General features: G+C 54.0%; 12 protein-coding genes and 1 pseudogene. 4 read left to right on the top strand and 9 right to left on the bottom strand.

What is annotated here, in order from left to right:
* Positions 1 to 130: 130 nt before the first annotated feature.
* The gene (locus tag J3T93_RS01435) at positions 131 to 2,794 is read right to left on the bottom strand and encodes a multicopper oxidase domain-containing protein (protein ID WP_267430246.1); all 2,664 of its coding nucleotides are present in this window, start codon (positions 2,792 to 2,794) and stop codon (positions 131 to 133) included.
* 58 nt (positions 2,795 to 2,852) lie between these two features.
* On the opposite strand from J3T93_RS01435, the gene J3T93_RS01430 reads away from it, so the two are divergent.
* The 3 genes from J3T93_RS01430 to J3T93_RS01420 are packed head-to-tail and all read left to right on the top strand — an operon-like array spanning position 2,853 to position 4,590.
* Positions 2,853 to 3,605, top strand: a complete 753-nt coding sequence (locus J3T93_RS01430) for a helix-turn-helix transcriptional regulator (RefSeq protein WP_267430245.1) — start codon at positions 2,853 to 2,855, stop codon at positions 3,603 to 3,605.
* Positions 3,602 to 3,988, top strand: coding sequence for a ferredoxin (gene fdxA, locus J3T93_RS01425; RefSeq protein WP_267399599.1), 387 nt, complete (start codon positions 3,602 to 3,604; stop codon positions 3,986 to 3,988). The genes J3T93_RS01430 and fdxA overlap by 4 nt, the downstream gene beginning before the upstream one ends.
* Entirely contained in the window at positions 3,985 to 4,590 is a 606-nt protein-coding gene (locus J3T93_RS01420) for a DNA-3-methyladenine glycosylase (protein ID WP_267399597.1), read from the top strand. The genes fdxA and J3T93_RS01420 overlap by 4 nt, the downstream gene beginning before the upstream one ends.
* A 48-nt stretch (positions 4,591 to 4,638) precedes the next feature.
* Here the strand turns inward: J3T93_RS01420 and J3T93_RS01415 are convergent, their stop codons facing one another.
* From J3T93_RS01415 to J3T93_RS01380, 8 genes are all read right to left on the bottom strand, one after another.
* Positions 4,639 to 5,790: an MFS transporter gene (locus tag J3T93_RS01415; protein ID WP_267430244.1), complete on the bottom strand. Its 1,152-nt coding sequence runs from the start codon at positions 5,788 to 5,790 to the stop codon at positions 4,639 to 4,641.
* 151 nt (positions 5,791 to 5,941) lie between these two features.
* Positions 5,942 to 7,123 (bottom strand): SLC13 family permease, encoded by a 1,182-nt coding sequence (locus J3T93_RS01410; protein WP_220237441.1) that lies wholly within the window; start codon positions 7,121 to 7,123, stop codon positions 5,942 to 5,944.
* A 405-nt stretch (positions 7,124 to 7,528) separates the two neighbouring features.
* The gene (locus tag J3T93_RS01405; protein ID WP_267430243.1) at positions 7,529 to 8,941 is read right to left on the bottom strand and encodes an MFS transporter; all 1,413 of its coding nucleotides are present in this window, start codon (positions 8,939 to 8,941) and stop codon (positions 7,529 to 7,531) included.
* A gap of 3 nt (positions 8,942 to 8,944) precedes the next feature.
* The gene (locus tag J3T93_RS01400) at positions 8,945 to 9,886 is read right to left on the bottom strand and encodes a nucleoside hydrolase (RefSeq protein ID WP_267430591.1); all 942 of its coding nucleotides are present in this window, start codon (positions 9,884 to 9,886) and stop codon (positions 8,945 to 8,947) included.
* 37 nt (positions 9,887 to 9,923) lie between these two features.
* A complete protein-coding gene (locus tag J3T93_RS01395; RefSeq protein WP_267430242.1) occupies positions 9,924 to 11,081 on the bottom strand; it encodes an iron-containing alcohol dehydrogenase in 1,158 nt (385 codons plus the stop codon).
* Positions 11,082 to 11,083: 2 nt separating this feature from the next.
* Entirely contained in the window at positions 11,084 to 11,779 is a 696-nt protein-coding gene (locus tag J3T93_RS01390; RefSeq protein WP_267399591.1) for a phosphoribosylanthranilate isomerase, read from the bottom strand.
* A 45-nt stretch (positions 11,780 to 11,824) separates the two neighbouring features.
* Complete coding sequence (locus J3T93_RS01385; protein WP_267430241.1) at positions 11,825 to 12,799, bottom strand: carbohydrate kinase family protein; 975 nt, start codon at positions 12,797 to 12,799, stop codon at positions 11,825 to 11,827.
* Between the two features lie 201 nt (positions 12,800 to 13,000).
* Positions 13,001 to 14,104 (bottom strand): PfkB family carbohydrate kinase, encoded by a 1,104-nt coding sequence (locus J3T93_RS01380; RefSeq protein ID WP_267430240.1) that lies wholly within the window; start codon positions 14,102 to 14,104, stop codon positions 13,001 to 13,003.
* A 447-nt stretch (positions 14,105 to 14,551) separates the two neighbouring features.
* Between J3T93_RS01380 and J3T93_RS09990 the strand changes: the two are divergent.
* Positions 14,552 to 14,894, top strand: a pseudogene (locus J3T93_RS09990) (nucleotide pyrophosphohydrolase).
* Position 14,895: the final 1 nt, after the last annotated feature.

The raw sequence follows: 14,895 nt of genomic DNA, 5'->3' as shown, positions 1-14,895 counted from the left end.
GTTGAAGGTGCGCAAGTTTTTGGCTCACATCCAGGTTTGCCTTATCACATGGACGGCAAGGTACTCCAGCTGCAGGATTGGAGAAGACAAGACAATCAGCAGAGCTTGGCACAGAAGTCGTCTGATCGCGTCACGACACCCGCAGGATGCCGTGAGCGCCCTTTTCAGCCAGGCTCATCACGTGGTTGACTATGGAATAGTCGCCAGGCTGATCGACCTTGAGCTCTACAAAGCCGCCTTGGGCCGGCAGCAGGGGCAGGACCTGGGCTCCGGCTGATGAGGATGAGGCAGCGGCGGAATTCCCTCGAGAACCTCCACCGATCAGATAGCGGCCCTCAGTCCAGACCGTATCGAACTGGGTTCCCACAATATGGAAGGACAACGGCTGGTTGGGTCCGGCATCCAGAACCCAGATGCGAACCCTTTGCCCCTTCCCCAGTTTGAGCGGATGGGCGTCATATTGAAAGGCCCGTCCATTGAAGGTCATAATGTCCGGGCTCATGGCCGCCACCTTTTCAGGATCGGCAGTCCCTCCATTGGATCCCAGATAAATTTCAGACTGGACCAGAACATACTCCGCAGCCACTGGCAGTAGGGTGCCGTCATCCACGACCACCGCCCCATACATGCCGTTGGCTATGTGGTTTGACATGGGATCGCTGCTGCAGTGGTACATCCAAATGCCGGCCCGATCAGCAGTGAAGGTGTACAAGAGTTCCTTGCCCGGCTCTATGTTGCGCATCATGGTCTGGGGGACGGCCGGGCCGGCATGAAAGTCGATGGAATGGCTCATGTTTCCCTTGTTTCTGATGGTCACTTCAAAGGTGTCTCCCACCCGGCCTCTGAGCACCGGGCCCTGAGCCAGGGGCCGCGATTCCTTATCCCGTGGATCGCTCGCGTCGTCGAAGCTCCAGACCGTACGCTCGAGCCCTGCCGCCACCTGCTCCTTGCGCTCTTTGACCTCCAACGTGTACTTTCTTGTTCCCGCCTTCCCCTGATCATCCAGGGGTGGAAGAGCCGCCTTGGCAGGGTCGTTCTTCTCGGCCTGCGACTTGAGCTTGGCTGCTGACGGGACATGGCCCAGGGCTGTCTTCCCAGCGGAGGACTGACCTTGTTCGGCAACAATTCCACCCTTGGTTTTGACCTTGAGCTCCATGCCCATCTGGCGATGCCCTGCCAACGAGCACCAGCCCAGTGTGTCGCCCCCCAGGACCCCCACGTCAACCGAAACACTCTGGCCTACAGGGACGGATCCCGTGCTCTTGCCGTTGGCGAAAACCAGGTCGTGCCGCTGATCCCCGGTGTTTTGAAAATCCACAACCAGCCGGTCGCCTGCCCTGATGGTGATGGCATCCGGCACAAAAGCCATCCCCTTTACCCTGATTGAGGCTCTGCTGGTGTGACCAGTCGGCTGAACACCCTTCGACGATGCCTCCTGAACGCCCCCGGCACTGGGCACTGCCCCGACCGAAACAGCCAGCGTCGGCCGCAGGACCATCACAACCACGGCGGCCACCAGGACCAGCACAGTAGCCGAGGTGGCAATCAGGTCCGTCCTCAATGCCAGGGTCCCCACGCGTTCGTTTTGCGAGCCCTCGGGCTGGCGCCGACAGTAACGCTTGGATGCCAGAATCTGCTTCCCACGAGCAGCCAGATACACCACGGTCAGCATCATGGAGAGAATTCCCAGAACATTCAGGAGGTTCCCCGCCTTCCACAAGGGCGTGTAGAGCCGGATGGCCCCAATGAGCCTGATCAGCAAACCAACCTGCATAAGTCCCCAGGCGCCCCAGAGAAGGGGGTGAAAGGGTAGAGGCCTGCGAATGACCGAAGGAACGATCATGCAGACATGGGCGATAACCATGGTCATGATGAATCCCACAGCCAACGTGTGCAGTGCCATATCGCCCCAGTAGGTGCTGGAGTCCAGGGGCGCCACCATCCAGATGAGGGCAGCCAGCAGTCCCCAGGCATAGGCCGACAACATGCAGGTGCCCATGAATCCTGGCAGGCCGCCATGGCGGAAGGTCCCCTTGGCCACGTCGTGACTGGCCATGACCAGGAGGAGCAGACCCAGGGACAGCCCTAGAAGCGGATAACCGACCGCAGGCGCCATGGCTTGGACCGGCAGCATCAGGACGGTCAGGAAGCTCAGACCAAGAATTCCCGATTCAAGACGGATATCCGAAAAGACCGCCCTGGCCAGCTCCACCCGCTCCCCCACGATGGTCAGAATCAGAAAGAAGAGCCAGGTTGGAGCCAGAACCGAGGCGTCCAATCCCGCAACCCAGCCAGCGGCCCCGACCAGACCCACCAGAGAGCCGAGAACCTGTATGAGCACCTCTGCAGAAGGCTGCCGACGCCAGATGGCCAAGTACATGGCTGTCAGGACCAACATGGACAAAGTCCATGGAATGCCGCCGAAAAGCTCCACCCTGACCCATGCCGGGACAGCACTGCGGCTTGAAGCCAGCAATGACAACAGGCAGAGCAGAGACCCCAGCAGGCCCAAGGCAGGAGCCAAGAATCCCCAGGAGGGTTTGCTGGATCCGCCGCTGCGGTAGGCCACTGCCCTCTCCAGGCCAATGGCAGCGCCCAAAAACCCATAGACCATGAGCCCGCCGTGCAGATCAGCCAGGGGCACCCTGCCTGAGGGGTGAATCAGATCCGCGCGAATCAGCGCCGCTACAAGACCAAGCAGTGCAGCCAGACCCGCCCCGACGAGAAGGGCCACCCTGGACCTGGGCACGGCCATTCTGCCGCCGGACTTACGCATCTTCCGGTCATCCTGCATGAGTCTGTCCGCCTTGTCCTGGGTTGATAATTGATTTGATAGGTATACAATTTAATCGATGAGTCAGAAAATTCAAGCCCATGAGCAACAGATTCGAACCTCCCGCAAGCGCAGACGCGGGGAGGAGATTCGCTCTGCAATCTTGGATTACCTTCATACGGCGGCCGAAGAGACCGGTATAGGTGTAACCGCACAGCAGGTCGGAGCAGCCTTCGGCATCCATCCGACGACCGCTCGTTTCCATCTTGAACGTCTGGTCGAACAGGGCGAGGCAGTCCGTCAGAGAACAGACAGCGACGATCATTCAACCGGGCGAGGCAGACCGGCTGTCATCTACTCCCCCACGTCCATGAACCGAGCCAGAGAGGATATGATCTCCTCGCTCTGCCTGGCACTGGAAACCGCCTGTCCCGACACAAGGAGCAGGAATGAGGCCGCCTTGAAAGCGGGGCAGGCATGGGGTCGTACTCTAGCTCGGCAGGACAAGATCAATGCAGGAAAAAGCGTGCCATCGAGCATGACGCAGACACTGCTGGATGCTCTGACCACCTTAGGTTTTGCACCGGTGAGAGCGCGGCCGGATTCAGCAAGTCTGTATCTGACCGCATGCCCCTTTCTGGAAAGCGTCAGCAACCACCCCATTATCTGCAAGATTCATCTAGGAATGATCCAAGGACTAGCGGACGGCAACAATAAGGGGACCGGCGACAAAAAAGCCCATGTAGTGTTGAAACCCCTGTCATCGCCAAAAGGATGCTTCTTGAAAGTAGCCAAAGCAGACAGTCGATCAAAAAGGAGAGTAAAGCAGTGACCTACGTGATTGCCCAGCCCTGCGTGGACGTCAAGGACAAGGCCTGCGTGGACGAATGCCCGGTGGACTGCATCTACGAGGGCCCCAGGAACCTATACATCAACCCCAACGAATGCATCGACTGCGGTGCCTGCGAGCCCGTCTGCCCGGTAGAGGCCATCTTCTATGAAGAGGATCTGCCAGAGGAATGGACCTGGTTCAAGGATGCCTCCGAAGACTTCTTCGCCCAAGTCGGTGATGCCGGCGGCGCCCAGGCCCAGGGATCCTACGATCACGACCATCCACAGGTCGCCGCCCTGCCCCACCAGGATAATTTCGTCTGCATCCAGCCGGAATCGCGCGGCCAGCGCGCGGTCTGGGTCCGCAAGGACCAAATGGAATGAAGGCCGGTTCAAGCCAGGACGATCACCTGGTCTTCCCAGACTTTCTGGACTGCCCTGTGCAGGAAGCCGCCCGTCTGCTTTTGGGCTGCCTGATCATCCGGGACTACGAGTCGGAAGGGAAACAGGCCAGGGTACGGATCGTGGAAACCGAAGCCTACGATCAGAATGATCCGGCCAGCCATGCCTACCATGGGCAATCGGCTCGCAACGCCGCCCTCTTCGGCCTCAGCGGACACATGTATGTCTACTTCACCTATGGAATGCACTACTGCCTGAACATCTCCTGCCAGGAGGACGGGTTCGGCGCCGGTGTGCTGATTCGGGCCTGTCAACCAGTGCAGGGTCTGGACCTTCTGCGCATCTACAGGCACGGACGTCATCCGGACCGGGATCTGACCAACGGTCCCGCCAAGCTCTGCCAGGCATTGGACATCGACAAGCGCTACTACGGCCATGACCTCAGAAAACCACCCATCCGTCTGGCAGCTTACGGACTGGCCCAGGACGAGACCATCACGGCAACGCCCCGAATAGGCATATCCCATGCCAAGGAGACTCTGCGAAGGTTCGTCATCACCGGCAATCCCTACCTGTCTCGATAAGTGAGCGACAATGCTTCACTTTTGGCTCACACTGTCTAAAAGAGTGGCTTATCGCTCAATGAAGCGTGACTCGACACAGCTCTGGAAGCGGACAAGCGAGAGAATGACGGCAGCCAGCAGAGCAATGATCAGCATGCCCATGAAACTGCCGGTCACCGGATCCAGGCCAAACACTGTTGAGAAAGCCTTGAAGACCCAGGTGGATGCCGTAAAACCAAGGCTGGTGGTGGCTGAAAAGACCCCCATGACCAGCGGATAGCGCTTGTGCTCAGTCAGATTGGACAGATAGTAGGGGCAGGTGGCCATATTGATGGCACTGCCCGAACCAATCAGAAATGCCGATAAACAAACCAGCGGGAACGAGCGAGTGGTCAGGAAGAGCAGGGCGCCCAGGGCCATCAAAAGGAAGGCAACCGGAATGGTCCATTGCTGGCATACCCGCTTGATGCCGTTGATGCTAAGCCCGATCACGACTGAGGAACCCGTGTTGAACATCAGGGCCACCCCGGCAGCACTGGTGCCGCCCAAACCATACTTGGCTATGTATACCGCGAGCTTGTTGTACAGGACCGCGACCAGGAAAATGCTCAGAAACCCAATGAGAATGCAGGAAATGGTAGCCCACCAACATTGTCCACTTTTTTTAGACGACGACGCCTCAGATCTTACGGCCTTTTCCGACTCCTCTTCGACGGCGCCGACCCCAGGAACCATGAAGATGACCAAGACCAGGGCGGGCAAGGCCAGAAAATAGAGCCAATAGTTGTGTAGCCACCCTCCCTTGGCCAGGACACCGCCCAGAGCAAGAACCAACATGGAAGAGCCATCCTGAACAGCTAGGACCAATCCCATCAGCACCGCCAACTGTTCTCCACGGAAGAACCTGGCCGACAGGCTGGGTAGAACCGTAGTGGCGATGCCCACGCCAAACCCGACAACCAAGGCAAACAAGAGCAGCTGGCCTACACTGCTGTGCACAAAAAGGGGCATCAAGCCGCCCAGCGCGACACACAGACAGCTGATGCAGCCAGCGGTTCTGAAACTCATTCTGGTCAAGAGGTGACCGAATAAAAGGGCGGAAACTATAGCAGCCGAAGAGCCGATGGAAACCACAGACTCAACGGTGGAAGGATCAGTGCGAGGAAAGGATGCCTGGATGGCCGCCACGGAGGGAGAAATGATGGAGTCAAACCGCGACATGATGGCCAAGGCCATGATTCCAACCAGAATTCCAAGATTCTGCCTGGACAATATCCCTGTGTCATTGGACTTAGACGCGCACGGGTCCGGTTCCACCGTCGCTGCCTCCCTCTCAATGTCAGCGGCACCATTCCTGGTTGATGGGGGTAGTCTACTCCAGCAGCAGGGCCATGCCAAGCAACACGACGAGGAAGAGCAGATTAAAAACGGTGTAGATTTTCAGGTACTCGCCTTTCTTGCCCGGATACTGCTTGACTACGGCCTTGTAGGAAATCAGCGAGGCCATCGAAGCGACCAAGGTTCCGAGCCCGCCCAGGTTGGTGCCAAGAATGATCGGGTGCCAGGCTGTCGAAAAACCTGAGACCAGAAGGGCTGTGGGCACATTGCTGATGACCTGGCTGCACAGGACCGAGGTAATCAGAGGATGGATATTGACCAGGCCGCTGACCAGGTTATAAAACTGGGGAATCCTCCTCGCATTGCCGATGAAAACGAAGAAAGCCACGAAGGTCAGCAGGAGTCCCCAATCTACATGCAGAAAGACCCCCCTATCGCAGATCAAGAAGGTCACCGCTACCACCAGAACCATAACCCATTGGGATATCAGTTTGGCCACGCCCAGCAGGCAGACAAGAAAGAGAAGGAGGTAGATGGCGATGCGCCAGCCGCTGGACTGCTGCATCTCTTTCACCTGAGGCTGTATCTCATCCTCCCTGGGCGCCAATACGCTGCGGCGAATCTCCTGCGGATCCATGCCCTCGAACTTGTTAAGATGCCGATTCCTGAAGGCAAACCAGCAGCACAGGAAGAGCATCAGGGCAGCGACCAGGGCATAAGGCACCATAAGGAAGAGGAACTCACCAGTAGGCATCTCGGAGCGGGCCTTGAGATATAAGTTGTGGGCGTTGCCGATGGGCGTTAGCATGCTGCCCACATTGGCGCCCAACGTCATCAGGGTGACGATCAGCAGAGCATGGCTTTCCAAACCAGCCATGATGAGAACAGCAATGGCGAAGGGCACAAAGGTAACCAGGGCTACATCGTTCGTGATGAACATGCTGGAGAAGAAAGGCAGGGAAACCAGAACCAAAGCCAGGCCCCGCACCGAGCGGACACGACTCAGCAGGCCGGCGCCAATGGCGTGGAAGACCCCGATGCGCTGAAAGCCGCAGACCACCATCATCAGAGAACCCAGCTGGGTGAGGGTATTGACATGGATATAGCCCAGATACTGCCTGTCGGGAGGAATGAGGATGCAGGATATGAGAGCGATGACTGCCGCGACAACCAGAACGGTCTCGTTTTTCAGCAGCCCGATCACCCGATGTTGCATGGTCACCTCCGGCGAACGAATTCCTCACTTAGTTTACGCGCCTGACAGAGGCTTACAGGACCCCTCATGGCGCTATTTTCCGCTGCTGTGCCTACGGTCGGCTTATCGGGGCCTACTGGCCGCTAGCCTGTCTGGCCCCGACTTCCGACTCTTGTCGGATACCCGCAAGGCACAGAAAGGGGTCCTGCGAATCCATGCATTCGCAGGACCCCTATCGGCGCAATACTACCTGTCGCTCATTCGCTCCGGATCGGGAATCGCAATGATGCCAAACACCTTTTCATCGCCGATAGCTTCCAAATGTTTAAGAACGAATTACAAGGACGCAATCTTGCCGTCCTGAACTATCTTTCTTAATCTCAAGCTGAACAAGGCCAACAAAACTGCTGCCAGTGCGTCCAATGTCTATTGGACCTCATCCTGCTTTGGAATGAGGAAAGAGCAAAGGAACGCAAGGACCAGAAGGACAGCAGAGCCGATCATGGAGGAGACGTAACCTGCCTGAGCGCCGGACGTACCGGCTACAAGGTTCATTATGGCGTATAGTACGGCGTAACTCAGCCCGGCTCCTAGATTAAATCCGCCTGAGTTCAACCCCGGAAGATACCCGGTATTGTCAGCTGGCGAAAGCACCACACCGAGGCCATTCAGCATGATATTGACCGTTCCCGCGTATGAAACACCCAGAAGCAGTGACATCACCACCAGAGACCAGACGCTTGGCGACAGACAAACATAAATGCCGAAAACAACACCTACTATGCTCACCAGCTGACCTGCACGAAGTACCTTGTGATACCCATATTTTGATGCCAGTATCCCGGCAACAGGTCCAAAAGCCAAACCGACGAGCGCATATGGAGTCAAAGTCGCAAACGAAACCACACTGGCACTCATTCCGGCACCGACCTTGGAATCCTGAGCCAACGCGGGTACCACTCCATTCATGATTGCGAAGACGCCTACCATTGTGGTCAACGTGGTCAGCAAAAGCCCCCAAGTACGCCGTTGCTTCAGATAAGCTGTTGTCACCATAGGAGCTTTGCTTCTCTTCTCCGTATTCCAGAAGATCACGAAGAACAGTGCAGCTACCACCAATTCAATGCATACCATAAACCAGTTGGCCGCAGCCAGTTTCTCGGCCTCATTGATGGCGAAATACGCGCAAACGAATGCAATACAAAGAAATATCACGCCAGCCCAGTCCATGCGCGGTGTCTGTGCTGCGTGACTTTCTTGGGCAAAAGCGGCGACCAGTATGATGGCCAATACGGCAACAGCAACCATAAACCAAAATACTGAGCGAAAACCGAAGGTCCCGGCCAACCATCCGCCTAGCAAGGCATCAACCCCGCCGATGCCGCCATTTACGGCGGTGAGAATGGACATGAGCCTGGCGTACCTAGAATCTTCTGTAACCTGCGCGTGCAACATAATCAACGTCATAGGGACAACAGGGCCTGCAACCCCTTGAACGACTCGTCCAATCATAAGCACGAGCACGTTGGGCGCAAAGGCCGAAATCACACAGCCAATGGCGGTTAGAACCAGGATGCCCGAAAGCACCTTCTTGCGGCCGACCAGGTCACCCAATCTAGGAAGGAAGAGCGAGAAGACAGCGCAAGAGGTGAAGAATACCGTCTGAGAAAGTCCGATTTGAGAACTCGTAGTATGCAACTCATGCTCCATAGTCGTCAGCGCGGGAGAGAGCATGGAAGCATTGAGCTGGAAAGCGAAGACGGCAGCCATCAGGGCCGTCATCAGGGCAACAATTGACTTGCCGCCCTGATCAAGGATTTTAGAGGATTCCTTAGTCATCGCTCATCCTATCTTTTCGATGGCATCAATAATCAGGTTCCAGAAACCGTCGAAGTCCAGCTTCACGGCAACCTGAGTATGGCAATCTTCAGGACTGGGTTCCGGACCACGCAGATCCGCCACGGTCATCCCGGTCGTCAGCTCTCCTCTCAGCTCGATATCAACTGGGCAGCGATGAGTCTTGACGATGTTTGGATCAATCAGATACGCAATTGTGCAGGGGTCATGAACGGGAGGGTCGACGAACGCCTGGTTGTCTTTGTAGGATTTCCTGAAGAAGTCCATGAGTCCACTAACGAAATGGGCCAAATCAGTTCCAACGCCTTCTATGCGCTTCTGAACCTCTGGAGTACAGAGGGCCTGATGGGTCAAATCCAAACCGACCATAGTGACCGGCCATGGCTCATTGAAAACCACATGTGCAGCCTCCGGATCCACTTTGATATTGAACTCAGCAACAGCACTCCAGTTACCGACATGATAGCCACCGCCCATAAGGACGACTTCCTTGACCCGTTCGACTATCCGCGGTTCCTTGCGGGCGGCCATTGCGATGTTGGTCAGCGGACCGGTAGGGACCAAAGTTATAGTATCTGGTTCATTTTTCATTACCGTGTCAATGATCCAGTCGACGGCGTGACCAGCATCCAACGGACGGGTCGGTTCTGGCAACGTGACGCCATCCAGGCCTGTCTCACCATGAATGGAGGCAGCGACTTCCTGAGGGCGAACCAATGGTCTGTCGCACCCAGCATGCACTGGCACATCCGTCGCATGTGCCATTTCAAGCACAGCCCTGGCATTGTATGTCACCTTGTCAAGGCTCTGATTGCCGCCTACCGTAGTGACGCCTAAAAGATCAATCGCCTGACTGCCGACAGCCAAGAGAATCGCCACAGCATCGTCATGGCCGGGGTCAGAATCCAAAATAACTTTCCGTTTCATCAACGTTCTCCGTTCTTTACTTATTGCATGATGATAATCATCGAGTTCCGAAACCTTCGAGAAGATCACCGGCTGCTGCCTCATCAACCGTACGGGGCGTATTGCCGGCGAAACGCTCATTGGCAACAGCTGAAGCATTGCTCAGCAGTTCCTTACGATCTATCTGGTAGGTATCGAATGGACGCATTCCAAGTATGTTATCCCGGAAAACCTTGAAGGCTCGTACTGCCAGAACCGTTGTCTGCTCCGGGGGCGCGGATTCAGGATAAGAAGCTCCTAAAATCTGACCAATCTCGCGTATTTTCTTAGGACGAACTGGGCTTACAAACTCCATGACTGCAGGGAGGGCGTAAGCCACAGCTTCACCGTGGATGATGTGGTATCGGGAACCGAGCACATGAGCGATGGAATGACCGACGATCGTACCTGTATTGTTCAGCATCCAACCGGCCAGGTTCGCGGCCACCATGATCCGTTCTCTAGCCTCTATATCGTTCCCCTCATCCACAGCACGTGGCAGGTATTGGTACAGCAGGTACATGACTTTTTCGCAAATCGCATCAGTTACGGGGCTTGATTGACGAGACAGATATCCTTCCGCCGCATGACCGAAGGCATCAAGGCCGCAGGCGATGGTCATTGCAGGAGGCAAAGACAGGGTCAATTCAGGATTGAGCACGGCATATTCGCTGACGGCAGGATCCGCTAAAATGGTCACCTTTGTCTTTGACGATTCATCAGTAACGACAAGAGCATTGGACATTTCACTTCCGGTTCCGGCAGTGGTAGGAACGCTGATCTGGCCACGGCAGGGTGAAATTGGCCTGGTCGGATCAGTGTAATTCAGAATGTCTCCACCATTGGTTCTGACGATGTTGACTCCGCGAGCCACATCCATGGAACTTCCTCCACCAATGGCAATCAAGCTATCTGCATTATGCTGCTTGAAAGCCAGAAAAGCATCGTTTACTGTTCCCTCGGCAGGATCGGAACCGACATTGTTGTAGACTGAAACCGCGATTCCACATGAGCGAAGCCAATCTAGAGCCTTGACGACTAGGGGCATTGTTGATACAAAATGATCAGTTATTACCAAGGGCCGCTTGTATGATTCGGTCTGAAGTATCTCTTTTAGGGTTTCGCCCAAATCATCAGTGGAGACGACCTTTACACGCTGCAGCAACTTATATTGCATAATCAGCAACCTACTTCTGCGGCCGCGCGGTCTGCATTTTTGCAAAATTCACGAACTTTGTCGATATCCTTCTGCATGTACCCGTCCTGGAACTTGATACTTGTTTTAGTGAGCGAATCCACGCCATATGGCCTGCATTTTCTTATTGCATCCGCTACGTTATCTGGACCGAGCCCTCCAGCCATGATGACCGGTTTTCCGCATTCCTCGACAATGCGTGCATCGATATTCCAGTCATGGGTCTGCCCGCTGGCACCTATGCCCGTATCTGGGGCCAGACCAGAATCCGTGAGTATGAAATCGCAGAAATCCGCTAGACGCTTGGCACGCTCAACAGCTGATTCATCGTTAACCAGCACAGCCTGCATAAGCTTTGTGGTGGGCGCGACATTTTTCAACCGTTCGGCAAAGGTTTTATCGGCCTCATACCCATCACCGGCGATATGAAGGATGTCAGGCTGTATGAGTTTGGCTAGTTCGATCATCTCGTCAGGGTCATTGGTCAGCATGATGGCCACTGCTTTCACTCCGCGGTTCCTGCATTCGTCGAAAATCTTGTGAACTCGATCCAATGGGACCCTTTGAGCAGGTACGCCACCATTCTGCATGGGCACCAATCCAATATGATCGGCACCTGCCTCCATGGTTTTAATGCTTTCATCATAATGAATGATGGAATAGAGTTGCTTGACTACCATTGTTCTCCTTTACTGACAAATTCGCCGTGTGGTAAAACCATTTGTTCATGCAACAACTAAGGGTGCGGACATCTTGTCACGTATCTTTTGCACATCGATATCAGGAACCGCCTTGGTGCATTCCAGCGCAATGCTGGAGGCTGCCTGAGCTATGCGGCCTACATCTCGTATAGGACGATTCGGTTCATCGAAGTAACTCCATGCAATAGCAGCCATTCCTGTGTCTCCGGCCCCATTCGCCGTAACTATGGCCGTCGGGTAAGGCGGAACGTGAACCATTTCCTCCGTCCCGGAAGTCCGGGAAGCACACAAAATGCCTTCTGCTCCCAAGGATATATATACGGTTTTGACGCCTTTGTCCAAAAGCCAGGCAGCTCCCTCTTCAGCAGAGGCTTTGTCGTGTATATCTATGCCGCTTAGCTTTCCCGCTTCGATCGCATTGGGCTTAAGCACACTCATTTTATTAAGAATGGGCAGGAAATGATCCGCCTTAATAGTCGAGACGGTATCGCCGAAAAGCGGCGCCGTTACGTTTCTACCTATCCACTCCATGGTTTCAGGCGCTAGATTCGCATCCAAAAGACAAATTGCAGCCCCGTTGACAAAATCAAGACGGGTCTTCAGGAATGAAGGTGTGATTTGTTTGCAGATATCCATGTCATTGACCGCAACGAGCATATCGCCCGTTTCATCTGTAATAAACATGTAAGTCGACGATCTGTAATCATCTAGACGTTGCGAATATTCCAGATGGATGCCTTTTTCCCGACAGGTCCGCTCCATGACTCGCCCGTTGGCATCATTGCCATAAACAGTCACCAAGTATGTGGGTACATCAAGGCAGGCAAGGGATTGCGCCATATTTTGTCCAACCCCGCCAACCGACAAGCTTACTTTCCCTGGATTTGAATCACGATCTACGATGGCAGTATTCGGACGTCCACAAATGTCCATATTCATGCCACCTATAACGACAACATATCGATTGGTGTCGCATAAGCACTTTGCGAAATCCACCATTGAAACCAGCCTCCTTGCCATAGTTGCGTTCATAGACACAACCAACAATTGTTTTATTCTATAAACAAATGTTACTTGTATGATAAGGAAGACTCGCTTCGCTGTCAAATGGATTGAAAATCGGCATTGATGCCGCTCTACGAGAGGAGCCTGGGTTTGCTGTGTGAAAAAGATCTATGGCTGGAACTTAATGACAGCTGATCATTCTCGTGCAAAAAACGAATGGCGACGAGCCTCCAAGGCTTTCGGGCTCAGACTCGGATTGACTGACTGGACGCAGTCCATGGCCATAGCAGCCGCAGCATATGCAGTCTCCGCACAGTCCCGGTAGCCCATTTTCTTGCTATGGGACCAAAGAAGAGCAGACAAGGCAGCTGAGGCTGCGCCGTTATTGTGTCTGCTCTTGGTCCTTTGATCGTCAGGACAGAATACGTATTTGCTTCCATCGCTGTATAGATTACCCGCGCCATCTATAAGCAGATATACACAGCGAACTCCTGCTTCATGCAGGAAACGAGCACAAAGCTGACTACTTTGTTCATCGAAAGCATCCGTGTTTGTCAATAATTGCGACTCAGCACGACTAAGTACCAAAGTATCGATTCTGTTCAACACAGGTATCAAACGCGAAGCTTTATTGACAGAAACAACTCGAGCATAGATCGGACCAGAATAATGGTCACATATCCAGGCAATCGAGGCAGCTGTTAAACTGGAATCGAGAACAACAGCATTTGCATTAACAATAACGTGTGCACGCTCACGCAAAAAAGTCGGGCTGATAAGCTCACTGCTGGCCATGTCATCCAACCCCACCATAGGATCTCCGTCAGGACCGCTGATTGACAAATAAGTGGAAGTTGGAGTGTTGCTCAGCTGTTGGCAGTATGTTATGTCAAGGCCATTAGCCATGGCATCTTTCTTGAAGAACACGCCGTTGTGATCGTCTCCATAGACTGATAAGAGATAATTCTTTACGCCCAAACATCCCAAATCATACGAGATGTTACGACCTATGCCACCAGGGCTGAACGTGATTTTCCCAACATTAGAAGAATGACTTACGACAGGATTTACTGACATACCATAAATATCCAAGTTGATCCCGCCTATCACTGCGACATAGGTAGGCGGTGAAACTATATACCCCTTTCCCAACAAATAGCCTTTCTTCACAAGATTGGATATATGCGCAGCAACACCGGAACGAGTGATGCCGCAAATGTGAGCCAGTTCGTTCTGACTAATCATCGGATTCTGTCTGATCAACCCCAATATCTGTTCTTCGCGATTGGTCACCGCCATAGATGCCTCACTCCACTTGTCCAGACGAATCTGTTTCACAATCTAGCATCATTTTGAACCTTTACGGGTTCCATTCTCGGCTTGATAAGGCCCAACTGCATGCCAAACCGTAGTTATTAGCAATACAAGATGAGAATAGATAGCCCTTATATAAGCCATTACCAATTGCTTGAGCACATCTGCTCGAATGATCGCCAAAAGTACCAACTGATGGCCATCAGTACGAGGGCTATGGCAGTCTGAGGTCAACCTAGCTAACATTCTAGGGTACAGGGTTTTACCACAACAGCACCTATTTATGGTCACTTAATCGAAGAACACCTATCACCATTCAAGGCAATAACGCATTATTGCCATACATAAAATATAGGTACTGACGCGGCTCAATGCATGCCACCAGCCCGCACCAAGCTGATGGCAGGAGAGCCGGCTGATAGGCTCGAAATCATGATCAGCAAGGAAACAGAAACAGCAGTGATGGATTTTGTGCACGAGCGCGACTGGAATCAATTTCACACGCCAGCAAACCTAGCCAAATCCATCTGCATCGAGAAGCTGCCGAGCTCCTGGAATGCCATCAATGGGGGGGGGGGGGGATGATCCCAGGGACGGAAATGAAGGCCACGTGACCGACGAACTGGCTGACGTGCTCACCAATTGCATCCAGCTGGCGGATCGACTGGATCTGGACATGGACCGAATCATCATGTACAAACTGCAAAGGACGGCCGACAGATATCTGGTGGCCACTTCGCACGGTTCCAGCCGACAATACCGGGCCCTGCAGTAGG

This window comes from Bifidobacterium sp. B4111 (assembly GCF_026537235.1).
GTDB lineage: Bacteria > Actinomycetota > Actinomycetes > Actinomycetales > Bifidobacteriaceae > Bombiscardovia.
This window is presented reverse-complemented; position numbering and strand designations above follow the sequence as displayed.

What these genes read in the sequence shown, in the direction of transcription:
- J3T93_RS01430 (WP_267430245.1), top strand. Translation starts at nt 2,853, where the DNA reads ATGAGTCAGAAAATTCAAGCCCATGAGCAACAGATTCGAACCTCCCGC.
- J3T93_RS01395 (WP_267430242.1), bottom strand. Translation starts at nt 11,081, where the DNA reads ATGCAATATAAGTTGCTGCAGCGTGTAAAGGTCGTCTCCACTGATGAT.
- J3T93_RS01400 (WP_267430591.1), bottom strand. Translation starts at nt 9,886, where the DNA reads ATGAAACGGAAAGTTATTTTGGATTCTGACCCCGGCCATGACGATGCT.
- J3T93_RS01380 (WP_267430240.1), bottom strand. Translation starts at nt 14,104, where the DNA reads ATGGCGGTGACCAATCGCGAAGAACAGATATTGGGGTTGATCAGACAG.
- J3T93_RS01385 (WP_267430241.1), bottom strand. Translation starts at nt 12,799, where the DNA reads ATGGTGGATTTCGCAAAGTGCTTATGCGACACCAATCGATATGTTGTC.
- J3T93_RS01435 (WP_267430246.1), bottom strand. Translation starts at nt 2,794, where the DNA reads ATGCAGGATGACCGGAAGATGCGTAAGTCCGGCGGCAGAATGGCCGTG.
- J3T93_RS01390 (WP_267399591.1), bottom strand. Translation starts at nt 11,779, where the DNA reads ATGGTAGTCAAGCAACTCTATTCCATCATTCATTATGATGAAAGCATT.
- J3T93_RS01405 (WP_267430243.1), bottom strand. Translation starts at nt 8,941, where the DNA reads ATGACTAAGGAATCCTCTAAAATCCTTGATCAGGGCGGCAAGTCAATT.
- J3T93_RS01420 (WP_267399597.1), top strand. Translation starts at nt 3,985, where the DNA reads ATGAAGGCCGGTTCAAGCCAGGACGATCACCTGGTCTTCCCAGACTTT.
- J3T93_RS01410 (WP_220237441.1), bottom strand. Translation starts at nt 7,123, where the DNA reads ATGCAACATCGGGTGATCGGGCTGCTGAAAAACGAGACCGTTCTGGTT.
- J3T93_RS01415 (WP_267430244.1), bottom strand. Translation starts at nt 5,790, where the DNA reads ATGTCGCGGTTTGACTCCATCATTTCTCCCTCCGTGGCGGCCATCCAG.